Annotated in this window: 10 protein-coding genes; 2 read left to right on the plus strand and 8 right to left on the minus strand. The window is 68.6% G+C overall.

The features are described 5' to 3' along the window. Nucleotides 1-336 precede the first annotated feature (336 nt). On the plus strand, nucleotides 337-2,181 hold the full coding sequence (locus J2847_RS32675; protein WP_209782904.1) for a PHA/PHB synthase family protein: 1,845 nt from the start codon (nucleotides 337-339) through the stop codon (nucleotides 2,179-2,181). A 60-nt stretch (nucleotides 2,182-2,241) separates the two neighbouring features. Here the strand turns inward: J2847_RS32675 and J2847_RS32680 are convergent, their stop codons facing one another. From J2847_RS32680 to J2847_RS32710, 7 genes are all read right to left on the minus strand, one after another. Beyond that, on the minus strand, nucleotides 2,242-3,003 hold the full coding sequence (locus J2847_RS32680; RefSeq protein WP_209782905.1) for an SDR family oxidoreductase: 762 nt from the start codon (nucleotides 3,001-3,003) through the stop codon (nucleotides 2,242-2,244). Between the two features lie 614 nt (nucleotides 3,004-3,617). Beyond that, nucleotides 3,618-4,037, minus strand: a complete 420-nt coding sequence (locus J2847_RS32685; protein ID WP_209782906.1) for a hypothetical protein — start codon at nucleotides 4,035-4,037, stop codon at nucleotides 3,618-3,620. A 65-nt stretch (nucleotides 4,038-4,102) separates the two neighbouring features. Further along, nucleotides 4,103-5,335: an ABC transporter permease gene (locus J2847_RS32690; RefSeq protein WP_209782907.1), complete on the minus strand. Its 1,233-nt coding sequence runs from the start codon at nucleotides 5,333-5,335 to the stop codon at nucleotides 4,103-4,105. After that, entirely contained in the window at nucleotides 5,332-6,093 is a 762-nt protein-coding gene (locus J2847_RS32695; protein WP_209782908.1) for an ABC transporter ATP-binding protein, read from the minus strand. The genes J2847_RS32690 and J2847_RS32695 overlap by 4 nt, the downstream gene beginning before the upstream one ends. A gap of 17 nt (nucleotides 6,094-6,110) precedes the next feature. Next, entirely contained in the window at nucleotides 6,111-7,535 is a 1,425-nt protein-coding gene (locus tag J2847_RS32700; protein WP_209782909.1) for an efflux RND transporter periplasmic adaptor subunit, read from the minus strand. A gap of 280 nt (nucleotides 7,536-7,815) precedes the next feature. Next, nucleotides 7,816-8,535, minus strand: coding sequence for an anti-sigma factor (locus tag J2847_RS32705; RefSeq protein ID WP_209782910.1), 720 nt, complete (start codon nucleotides 8,533-8,535; stop codon nucleotides 7,816-7,818). Then, on the minus strand, nucleotides 8,532-9,098 hold the full coding sequence (locus J2847_RS32710; RefSeq protein ID WP_209782911.1) for a sigma-70 family RNA polymerase sigma factor: 567 nt from the start codon (nucleotides 9,096-9,098) through the stop codon (nucleotides 8,532-8,534). The genes J2847_RS32705 and J2847_RS32710 overlap by 4 nt, the downstream gene beginning before the upstream one ends. 182 nt (nucleotides 9,099-9,280) lie before the next feature. Between J2847_RS32710 and J2847_RS32715 the strand changes: the two genes are divergently transcribed. Continuing rightward, the gene (locus tag J2847_RS32715) at nucleotides 9,281-10,072 is read left to right on the plus strand and encodes a DUF4394 domain-containing protein (protein ID WP_209782912.1); all 792 of its coding nucleotides are present in this window, start codon (nucleotides 9,281-9,283) and stop codon (nucleotides 10,070-10,072) included. 119 nt (nucleotides 10,073-10,191) lie between these two features. Here the strand turns inward: J2847_RS32715 and J2847_RS32720 are convergent, their stop codons facing one another. Next, complete coding sequence (locus J2847_RS32720) at nucleotides 10,192-11,091, minus strand: recombinase family protein (RefSeq protein WP_209782913.1); 900 nt, start codon at nucleotides 11,089-11,091, stop codon at nucleotides 10,192-10,194. Between the last annotated feature and the right edge of the window lie 223 nt (nucleotides 11,092-11,314).

Raw genomic sequence — 11,314 nt, forward strand, 5'->3', positions numbered from 1 at the left:
ACCGGGGGCTTCAACGCGCGGCCGTCGACGAGTTCCGCGACCGCCCCGGCGGCCAGGGCAACGTCGCCTTCGGAGTGTGTCTTGGGGGCCGGCATCAGGATGCTCCGTGTGGAAATCGGAAGAATGGGAACGCCGGCACGGCATGGGCTATGTCCGGCCGGGCGCTGGTTCGGGTCGCTGGGCCGGCATGACGGGGGCGCGGCCCCTCCGGTTCGCGCGACCGCACCGGTGCGGAGACCTTTTCGTCCATGCGTCGGGCGGCCACCTTAACGTGGATCAAGGACCGGGGCGGCGGCTTTGCGTGGGATGGCGGGACCACAGCCACGGACCCTCGCCATGCCGGACGCCGATCCCCCATCGATCGCATTTCCCGTCCGAAACCCAGGCTGGACGGCACGGGGCCCCCTCGCCGTGTCCGATGACGGCGCCTTGGATCGTCACGACCGGGATTCTGACGCATCGACCGCGCTGGGCGACACCATCGACCGGTCGCTGCATGCGATGCAGGCTCGTCTCACGGGCGGTGTATCGCCGGCGGCGCTGGCCGGTGCCTATCTCGACTGGATGTCCCACCTTGCCGCCAGTCCCGGCAAGCAGATGCAGCTCGTCCAGAAGGCGGCGCGCAAGACGGCCCGCCTCTCGCGCCACCTCGGCCGATGCCTGATCGAGGACGGCGCAGGCCGCTGCATCGATCCGTTGCCGCAGGACCGGCGCTTCGACGGCGAGGCTTGGCGCCACTGGCCCTACAACGCCCTCTCCCAAGCCTTCCTGCTCAGCCAGCAATGGTGGCACAACGCGACCACCGACGTCCACGGCGTCAGCCGGCAGCATGAGCGGGTGGTCGAGTTCGTCTCCCGCCAGATCCTGGACATGCTCTCGCCGGCCAATTTCCTGCCGACCAATCCCGAGCTGCTGCAGCGGACCCTGTCGCAGGGCGGCTTGAACATGGTCCAGGGCCTGCGGAACCTGGCCGAGGATTGGGAGCGGGTGGTCGCCGGCAAGAAGCCGGCCGGCAGCGAGCGCTTCGAGGTCGGCCGCGAAATCGCCGTGACATCGGGCAAGGTGATCCTCCGCAACCGGCTGATCGAACTGATCCAGTACGAACCGGCCGGCGGTTCGGTGAAGGCCGAGCCCGTGTTGATCGTTCCAGCCTGGATCATGAAGTTCTACATCCTCGACCTGTCGCCCGGCAACTCGCTGGTGAGGCATCTGGTGGAGCGGGGCTTCACGGTCTTCATGATCTCCTGGCGCAACCCCGATCCCGGCGACCGCGACCTTGGCATGGAGGACTACCGCAAGCTCGGCGTGATGGCGGCACTCGACGCCGTGGCGGCCGTGGTTCCCAGCGCGTCGGTCCATGCGGTCGGCTATTGCCTCGGCGGAACCTTGCTGGCGATCGTCGCCGCCTCGATGGCCCGGGATCGGGACGAACGCCTGCGGTCGGTGACGTTGCTCGCCACCCAGACCGATTTCACCGAGGCGGGCGAGCTGATGCTCTTCATCAACGAGAGCCAGATCACCTTCCTGGAGGACCTGATGTGGGAGCAGGGCTTTCTCGACGCCAAGCAGATGACGGGCGCCTTCCAGCTTCTCCGGTCGAACGACCTGATCTGGTCAAACCTCGTCCGCACCTATGTCCTGGGCGAGCGCGAGCCGATGAGCGACCTGATGGCCTGGAACGCGGACGCCACCCGCATGCCCTACCGGATGCATTCTGAGTATCTGCGGCGCCTGTTCCTCGACAACGACTTGGCGGAAGGCCGTTACCGGACCGACGGCAGGCCGGTCGCGCTCACCGACATCCGGGCGCCGGTTTTCGCCATCGGCACCGAGCGGGACCATGTCGTTCCCTGGCGCTCCGCCTTCAAGATCCATCTCCTGACCGACACCGACGTGACCTTCGTGCTCACCAGCGGCGGGCACAACACCGGCATCGTCTCGGAGCCGGGCCATCCGGGCCGCTCCCACCGCATCCGCACCAGTTCCAGCACCGACCGTTTCGTCGACGCCAACGCCTGGGCCACGACCGCGCCGCTGAAGGAAGGATCCTGGTGGCCGGACTGGGTGTCCTGGCTGGAGGCGCGCTCGGACGGTTCGCAGGCCCCGCCCGCGATGGGAGCGCCCGAGGCCGGGCTTGTCCCGATCTGCGACGCGCCGGGAACCTATGTCCTGCAGGACTGAGCCAAGGGTCGACCTGCCCGCCAGCGTCCGGATCCGGGAGCCGGACGACGCCCCGGCGGATCAGAGCCTCAGACCACCGTCGATGTCGAGCACCCGGCCATTGAGGTAATCGTTCTGCAGGACGAACAGCGCCGCCTGCGCGATTTCGTCGGGCCGAGCCAACCGCCGCAACGGAATGGCCGAGACGATCCGGTCCCGAACGGTCGTCGGGATCGCAGCGACGAGGCGTGTGTCGCAAAACCCCGGAGCGATCGCGGCGACGCGGATGCCGTGGGAGGCCAGTTCCTTGGCCCAGACCACCGTCATGGCAGCGACCCCGGCCTTGGCCGCGGAGTAGTTCGTCTGTCCGAGGTTGCCGGCCCGGGAGATGCTGGAGATGTTGACGATCACGCCCGGCTTCCCGCCCTCGATCATCCACACAGCCGCTTCCCGCCCGCATAGGAAAACCCCCGTGAGGTCTACCGTGATCACGTTCCGAAACGCCTCCAGCGACAGCGTCGTCTCGACCTTGCCGTTCCGTGCCTTCACAAGAAGGCCGTCGCGGGTGATGCCGGCGTTGTTGACGAGGGCGTCGATGCCGCCGAAATCGTCGTGGACACGCTTGAACAGCGCCTCGACCTCCTGTTCGTTCGTCACATCGGCCGCATAGCCCCTGGATCGCCCGCCGGATTTGGCGCAGAGCTCCGCCGTCTCCCGCAAACCTCCTTCGTCGACGTCGACCAAGGCGAGGTTGGCGCCTTGCCCGGCCAGGGTCTCGGCCATCGCCCGACCGAGGCCCTGCGCCGCTCCCGTGATCACGATCGTCTTGCCGTGCAGTTGCATGCTTGACTCCGACTTTGCCTGTGGGCGCCGCCGGCCGGAAAGGACGGTGCGCCAAGGGATGTGAAGGCTCCCCCTTCGCGGGAACCGGTTTGGAGAGGCTGGGCGAAGGGGCGTTTCCGGAAGTCGGTCTTCCGATGCGGACAGGATGCGGCCCGCGCGCCGCGGCGCCTTGATCGGGGTTAAGCGTCCGTCGGTTGGCGGTCGGTCGTACCGTGCGCTCCCGGACCAGGAGTTCCAGGGACGCTGGAGCGGCAAATCGCTTTCCGTCTTAATCTGCATCAGGATGCCTGCGGCTGGACATCGTGACGGCGGAGATCGCCGACCTCGCCCTGACGCTGAGAGCGAGATGGAAGCCTGCCGCCCCGGCTTCCAGCAAAGAGCGGTCAGGTTTGCTGATGATTCATAGGACGTCCTCCTGCGGCGCAAGCGAGGCCCAGTGGGGGGTAGCGGTTGGCCCTCTGAAGCGTCGCCGGCATTCAGGGTCGTCGCCCGGTCCGCCCCTCACCTCACGGTCAATGAAACCCAGGTGCCGGCCCTTCGGTGCCGCCTGCCTCCCGCCGGACGCCCACAGCATCGTCGTTGGTGCCCATCGACCGGCAGCGTATGCCGGACCATCACCGATGTCCCTGGTAGCCACCACGCCAAACCCCGTGCCAGCCGCTGTGGCTGTGATGACGGCCCCAGCCACCACCGATGAACACGCCGCCCAGAAACAGCGGTGGCCCGTAGAACCAAGGCTCCGACAGGTAGCCCGGCGGATAGTAGGGCTCGTAGATCCTTGGCTGCACTTCATACGACTGCGGTGGCTGTTCTCCAATGCTCTGCATGACCTGCCAACCGCCATCCGCCTGCAAGCACGCCGTGCCGTGAGCTTGCTGGGGCTTGCCTCCGATCACGACCGGCGTGTCGAATTCACGGCATTGCTGTTGAACGCCGACCATGGGTGGAGCCACGGGCGTCGCCATGGGCAAGGGTTGCGGTACCGCCACGCAGGACGCACAGAACAGCGTCGCCAGCGTCATTGCCATGCGCATTCGAAGCCTCCAGATTCCGTTTCGGATGGATGATCGCCCATGGCCCGACCGCTGCCGGTGAAGCCCTATTCATAACGCAAGGCTTCGATCGGCTGGAGGCGGGAGGCCTTGCGTGCGGGATAGAACCCGAAGAACACACCGACCGCGGCCGCGAAGCCGACGGCGAGCAGGATGGACTCCGGCCTGAGGTCGGTCTGCCACCGCGCCCAATGGCCGACGGTGAAGGACGCGGCGGCACCGACGGCGATCCCGATCAGCCCGCCCGTCACCGACAAGGTCAGCGCCTCGATCAGGAACTGGCCGAGGATGTCGCGACTGCGGGCGCCCACCGCAAGGCGCAACCCGATCTCCCGCGTGCGCTCGGTCACACTGACCAGCATGATGTTCATGATCCCGATGCCGCCCACCACCAGCGACACCGAGGCCACCGCGGCCAGCAGCAGCGTCAGCACACGCGACGACGCCTCCTGGGCCTGGGCCACTTCGGACAGGTTGCGGATCCAGAAGTCGTCGTCCTGCCTGGGCTGGAGATGGTGGCGCTGCCGCAAGAGCGCCTGGATCTGCGTCTCGGCGGTGCGCATGTCGGCACCGTCCCGCATCTTGACCAGGATGCCGGCGACGGCGCGCCGGTTCACCTCGCTGGCCCCCAGCACCCGGTTGCGCGCGGTGCTCAGCGGCATGATGACCGTGTCGTCCTGGTCCTGGCCCTGCAGGCTCTGGCCCTTGCGGTCGAGCACGCCGATCACGGTGAACGGCACCTTCCTGATGCGGACCACCTGTCCGACAGGGTCCGCGTTGCCGAAGAGGGTCGTCGCCACCGTCTGGCCGAGCAGAGCCACCTTGGCCGCGCGGTCCGCGTCCGCCGGTTCGAAAGGCCGGCCTCGGGCGACATCCCAGTCCCGCACCGCCAGATAGCCGGGGGTTGTGCCATAAATGACGATCGACCAGTTGAGGTTGCCGGAGATCACCTGGGCGGTGCCGCGGACCCCCGGCGACGCGGCCAAGATCTCGGGGATGTCCCGTTCGAGGGCCTGTGCGTCGTCCTCGCTGAGCGTCATCTGGGTGCCGAAGCCGAGGCGCACGCCGCCGGAGGTGATGGTGCCGGACACCACCACGATCAGGTTGGAGCCGAGGCTGTTGATCTGGTCGGCAATGCGCGCCTGCGCGCCGGCACCGACCGCGATCATGGTGATGACCGAGGCCACGCCGATGATGATGCCCAGCATGGTCAGGACGCTGCGCATGAGGTTGAGGCGCAGGGCCGCGAGTGCGATACCGATGGAGGACACAAGGGTCATGCCGCCACCTCCGCCGGCCGCCAGCCGGCCAGCACCTCGGCCGCCACGCGGGGAGCCGCGACAGGCCGGTCGTCGATCAGGCGGCCGTCGCGGAAGCGCAGCGTGCGGCGGGCGAAGGCGGCGATGTCCGACTCGTGCGTGACCAGCACGACGGTGATGCCGCGCGCGTTGAAGGCCTGGAACAGGGCCATGACCTCGACGCTGGTGCGTGAATCGAGCGCGCCGGTCGGCTCGTCGGCGAGGATCAGCAGCGGATCGTTGACCAGGGCGCGGGCGATCGCCACCCGCTGCTGCTGGCCGCCCGACAGTTGGGACGGCTGATGCCACGCCCGGTCGGCGAGACCGACCTCGGCGAGCCGGGCCAGGGCGCGGCTGCGCCTTTCACGGGCGGGGACGCCGGCGTAGACGAGCGGCAGTTCGACGTTCTCGACGGCCGGTGTCCGCGGCAGCAGGTTGAAGCCCTGGAACACGAAACCGACCAGACGGTTGCGCACGCCCGCCAGCTCGTCCGCGTCGAGATGCGACACGTCGCGTCCGGCGAGCCGGCAGAGGCCGGCGCTGGGACTGTCGAGGCAGCCGAGCAGGTTCATGAAGGTGGATTTTCCCGATCCCGACGCACCCATGACCGCCACGAACTCACCGGGAGCGATCCGCACCGACACGTCGCACAGGGCGAGCAGGGGCACGTCGCCCAACCGGTACTCCTTGCCCAGACGCTCGGTCTCGATCAGCCAGCGGTCCGTGCCCGTGCCCTCCATGGCCAGCCTCCCCAATGTCAGATGCGTGGGCCGGGCCCCATGGACGGGACGGTGCCGGCCGCCGCCGGCGCCGTTTCACCGAGAACGAGCCGGTCGCCGGGAACCAGCCCGCCTTCGACGACCTCCACCACGGTGCCATCGGTGACGCCCAGGCGAACGGGTCGGCGCTCCGGCGTCCCGGCGGACCCGAGCACCCAGACCTCACCGGTCCGCGCCGACGAAGGCGCACCCGAGGAGGCGACGTTGGCCGGGTGGTAGCGCAGGGCGGCGTTGGGGATGAGCAGGACGTCGTCGCGATGGTCGGCGATGACGCGGATGTTGGCGGTCAGGCCGGGCAGGAGTGCCAGATCCGGGTTGGGGGCGGAAATGACCACGTCGTAGGTCACCACGTTCTGCACCACCTGCGGCGCCTTGCGGACTTGCAGCACCGCGCCGGCGAAGTTGCGGTCCGGGTAGGCGTCGACCGAGAAGCTCGCGGTCTGGCCGACCTTGACCGATCCGACGTCCGCCTCGTCAACGGAGGCGTCCACCTGCATGGTCGCCAGGTCCTGGGCGATGGTGAACAGCACCGGCGCCTGCAGGCTGGCCGCCACGGTCTGGCCGCGATCGACGTTGCGCTGGATGACGGTGCCGTTGACCGGGGCGACAATCCGCGTGTGCTCCAGGTTGATGCGCGCGCCCTGATACGCCGCTTGCTTCTGCTGGACGAGGGCGGTCGCGCTCATCAGGTTGGCCTGGACAAGGCTGAGTTGCGCGTCGGTCGAGCGGACGGTTGCCTGCTGGCTGACCTGCTGCGCCGTCAAAGCCTCGACATCGGCCTGGGCGGCGTCGCTGGCGGATCGCGCGCTGTCGCGGTCCGAGGCGGGGGCGTTGCCACGCTCGAACAGCCGTTCGGTGCGGTCGAAGCTGTTGCGGGCGTTGAGCAGGACCGCCTGCGCCTTGCGCAGCTGGGCCTGGACGGTGGCCAGGGTCGCGCGCGCGGCCTCCAGGTCGGCGGTCGCCTTGCTGACGGTGGCGCGCTGGGTCTCGATGCCCGCCTGGGCGACGGCAAGGTCGCCGGCCGCCTGGGCGACCTGGGTTTCGAACAACGCCGGATCGATGCGGGCGATGAGCTGGCCGCTCGTCACCTCGGTGTTGAAGTCGGCGAGCAGTTCGCTGACCTGTCCCGACACCTGCGATCCGACCTGCACGGTGACGACGGGATTTACGGTGCCGGACGCGGTGGTCGACGCGGTGACCGGCCCGCGGGTCACCACGCCGGTGCGATAGGCGGGAGCGCCGGTGCGGGTGCCCGTGACAGCCTGGAACAGGGCCGCCACCGCCAGCAGGAAGAACACGGCTCCCAGCCACCAGCGCGGATGCCGGATCCCACGACGGCCCGATGGGGCCGGGCCCGTCAATCGATCGACGCTCGATTCTTGGTCGGTCAGCGGCAGGGTCATCGGCCGGCTCCCAAAAAGGGGCTCCAGAAGAATAGGGGTGTGTCCACGATCCACACGGCAGGCCCGCAATCGGCGCCATGCCCGTCAGCAGCCTAGCCGGCGGGCTTTTCGTGACATTAACGTGCATCAAGATCGGTCCGGCTGGTTGGTGCTAGGACCTGCTCTCAAGGGGCCAGGCTTCGCCGCGGTGGCCGGCCGGAATGACTCTGTCCGGACCCCACCTGGGGCGGCCACGGCCGCCCCTTTTCACGCTGGCATCCATCGGCCTCCGTTCTGTGCATCAAAGCGGCGGCTTCGCGAACCCCTTGGCGAGGATCGGGCCGGTCGGCCGGCCGGTGGGGGAGCCGCCCGCCTGTTCGAGCGTCAGCTCATAGAGTTGGTCGCGCCGGGGCTTGGGAAGCGACGGACCGTCCAGGACCGCCGACCGTGATCCCGGAACGAGGCCGAGCGACACTGGCCCCATCTCGCGCGAGGGCAAGGTCCAGACCTGGATGGTCTTATCGGCCGGCACGGTGAATGCGTTGAGCAGCCGGACTTTGGCGGTGTCGTTGCCGAAATCCTCGACGACCGCCTGGACCTCGCCCGTCCCGTCGAGCAGCACGGCGATCACCAGCGGCTCCGTGGTCCGCGTCAGGCTCCAGGTCAGCCCGACGGCAAGCAGCAGGGAGGCGACGAGCGCCGACAGCGCCGTCGCCCGCCACGCGCGCGGGTGGTTGTCGTTGGAGGAAGGGAGCGGGGCTGCGGTCGGCGGCACCGCGCCCGGAACGGCCTGGGCCGACGGCAACGCCGCCTCGATCCTGGCCCACAGCTCCGCAGCGACGGGTGCCGGCTCGAGTCCCGTGTCCAGCGGCAGGAAGCGCTCCCGGCTGGCAGCGACGGCGACGCGGAGGTCAGCGTCGCGCTCCATCGCGGCCTCGACCTCCGCTTGAACGGCCGGCTCCAGCAGGCCGAGCACATACTCGTCGGCGATCTCGGGAAGATCCTTGCGGTCGTATCTCACGCCATGCACTCCCGCAGCGCCATCAGGCCCCGGCGGATCCAGGATTTCGTCGTGCCGAGCGGGATGCGCAGCCGGCCGGCGATCTCACCATGGCTGTAGCCGCCGACATAGGCCATCAGGATGCCGCGCCGCTTGGTCTCGTCGAGCGAACCCAGGCAATCCCGCAGCCGGCTGTCCTGGTCGAGCCTGTGCCACGACGCCATGATCCGGTCGAACTGGTCGCGGTCCAACAGGGCCTCCAGCCGGTCGTCGGCCACCAGATCCTCGCGCCTGCCGTCGCGCAGCGTGTTGAGCGCCCGGTTGCGGACGATGGCGGTGATCCAGCCGCGCGCCGACCCGCGGTCCGGTGTGTATTGATGGGCGCTCGTCCAGATGCGGAGGAAGGCCTCCTGCACGACCTCCTCGGCCACGTCCCGGCGGCGCACGATGCGCTCCGCGACGGCGAGCAGGCGTCCGGCCTCGCCATCGAAAATGCGCTTCAAGCCGCTCCGGTCGCCCCTGGCGCAGGCCGCGAGGTTGGCCCCAAGCTCGTCCAGCTCCGCCTGCACCACGCCCAACATCATCCTCCATCGCGATTCCACAGCGCAACATCCCTGCATGTGGGGCCGGCCGGCGCCGACCGCGCGGAAAAAATATTCGCGGGTCCTGCATCCAAAGGCGGCGGCTTGCGGGTCCTACGGTTCGAGAGCGCCAAATGGCGGCACGCCGGGCCGCTCTCGCAACGGAAACGCACGGGAGAAAAGCCATGCACACCTTTCGGACCGCTCTGCTCGCGTCCGCGCTGCTCACCGGATCGGCCATGGCCGCCACCGCCGCGCCGGTTCTCGGCCTGACCGGCGACAGGACCCTGGTCCTGTTCGACACGGCCAAGCCGGCCGTCACCAGGACCATGGAGGTAAAGGGCGTCGACCGGCTGGTCGGCATCGATTTCCGTCCGGGCAACAAGACCGTCATTGGGGTCACGCCGGACCACCGCATCGTCTCAATCGACCCCGGCACCGGCGCCGCGACCGAGATCGCCAGGATGGACAAGACGCTGACGGTGACGCAGGCGGCTCCGGTCGTGGTCGATTTCAACCCGATGGCCGACCGCCTGCGCTTCATGACCGGCACGACCAATCACCGCGTCCATCCCGACACTGGCGCCGTCACGGTGGACGGCACGCTCGCCTTCGAGGACGGCGACGCGAACAAGGGCAAGACGCCGAACGTCATGGCCGCCGCCTACACCAACTCCTGGGGCAAGCCGGACAAGACGGCGATGTACAACATCGACGCGACGATGGGCGCCCTGGTCCAGCAGACCAAGCCGAACGACGGCACGCTGAAGACCATCGGCGCGCTCGGCATCAAGAACACTCCGAAGACCTACGCCTTCGACATCCAGGCGACCGGGGACGGAAAGAACACCGCCTTCCTGGCGGCGGGGACGACGCTGTACACCGTCAACCTCGAAACCGGTGCGGCAACCGAAATCGGCGCGATCGCCGGGCTTCAGAACGAGGTTCGCGACATCGCGGTCCTGCCGGTGATGTGAACGCACTGGTCGGGAGGGTGTGTGTGAGCCGCCCCGATTAATTCGGAGGCGGTCGGGGTTGAGACCAAGCATGATGACGGTCTTCCCACCAGCCCACGGCGTGGGCGGCTGACCAGCCGCTAGGTGGTCTCAGCTTCGCGCATCAGCCCCTGCTCCTTGGCGCGGTCCAGCAGGTTCTTCACCGAAGAGGCCGACCACGTCGTGCCGCCACGCGGCGTGCGGATGCGTAGGTCTTCCAGGCGCGCGGCGATGCTCCGCAGACTGAGGTCCGGATCGGCTCCCTTAATGCCGGCGATGACCAACAGGATGTCGTCCTTGGGCGGCTTGCGCGGTGCCGGCTCGATCAATGCCGGCTCGGCCAGTCCCTCCGCAACAAGGCGGCGCACCGCCCGCGACAGCCGATCGGCCGTCCAAGGCTGATCGGGCGAGCCCAACCGCCCGAGGGATTTGGCCACCTTGCCCCAGGAATTGGCCGGGCGAAGCGCCCGCAACTTGGGCAGCCACGCCGCCATGCCGGCCAACAGGTCCGCCATGTACTGCCGCTCCCGGATGGCGGAGAGTTGGGCGATGGCCTCCGGATCGCGCCGCTTGAGCGCCGGGTTCCCGCCCACCCGGCCGCGGGCCTTGGCGGCTCGCAGCCCAGCTTTTGTCCGCTCGCGGATCAAGGCGCGCTCCAGTTCAGCAGCGGCGCCGAGCACCTGGAGGGCGAACTTCCCCTGTGGCGTCGAGGTGTCGATCGGATCGCGCAGCGACTTGAAGTGGGCACCGACGGCCTCCAGGCCCTCGATCACCTCCAGAAGATGGGAGAGGGAGCGGGCCAAACGGTCGATGCGAGCCACCACCAGGATGTCGCCACGTTGGACGCGGGCGACGGCCTTGGCCAGTTCCGGCCGCGCCCGGCTGGCGCCCGAGGCCTTCTCCTCGAAGATCACCCCGCAGCCGGCAGCCTTCAGCTCGTCGAGCTGGCTGAAGGTCGCCTGATCCTCGGTGGACACGCGGGCGTAGCCGATCAGGGCCATGCGGAAGCTCCGGGGCGAAGGGGAAAACGCCCCTTTGTACATTTTGATCAGCTCTGAGGAAATGATCGTTTGGCCGCCTGTACAGACCGTTTGAACAGGCGGAAGCCCGCGCCGGCATTGCCGCATAATGGGGTCACGTCCCTGAACGTGGTGTAGGAGCTGTGGGGAACCGGCCCGCCGAAGCGCCCCCCAGAGCTGGCGTAGGCGGGCCGGTTTTCCACAG

Source organism: Azospirillum agricola (assembly GCF_017876095.1).
GTDB lineage: Bacteria > Pseudomonadota > Alphaproteobacteria > Azospirillales > Azospirillaceae > Azospirillum > Azospirillum agricola.

What these genes read in the sequence shown, in the direction of transcription:
- J2847_RS32675 (WP_209782904.1), top strand. Translation starts at nt 337, where the DNA reads ATGCCGGACGCCGATCCCCCATCGATCGCATTTCCCGTCCGAAACCCA.
- J2847_RS32680 (WP_209782905.1), bottom strand. Translation starts at nt 3,003, where the DNA reads ATGCAACTGCACGGCAAGACGATCGTGATCACGGGAGCGGCGCAGGGC.
- J2847_RS32685 (WP_209782906.1), bottom strand. Translation starts at nt 4,037, where the DNA reads ATGCGCATGGCAATGACGCTGGCGACGCTGTTCTGTGCGTCCTGCGTG.
- J2847_RS32690 (WP_209782907.1), bottom strand. Translation starts at nt 5,335, where the DNA reads ATGACCCTTGTGTCCTCCATCGGTATCGCACTCGCGGCCCTGCGCCTC.
- J2847_RS32695 (WP_209782908.1), bottom strand. Translation starts at nt 6,093, where the DNA reads ATGGAGGGCACGGGCACGGACCGCTGGCTGATCGAGACCGAGCGTCTG.
- J2847_RS32700 (WP_209782909.1), bottom strand. Translation starts at nt 7,535, where the DNA reads ATGACCCTGCCGCTGACCGACCAAGAATCGAGCGTCGATCGATTGACG.
- J2847_RS32710 (WP_209782911.1), bottom strand. Translation starts at nt 9,098, where the DNA reads ATGATGTTGGGCGTGGTGCAGGCGGAGCTGGACGAGCTTGGGGCCAAC.
- J2847_RS32715 (WP_209782912.1), top strand. Translation starts at nt 9,281, where the DNA reads ATGCACACCTTTCGGACCGCTCTGCTCGCGTCCGCGCTGCTCACCGGA.
- J2847_RS32720 (WP_209782913.1), bottom strand. Translation starts at nt 11,091, where the DNA reads ATGGCCCTGATCGGCTACGCCCGCGTGTCCACCGAGGATCAGGCGACC.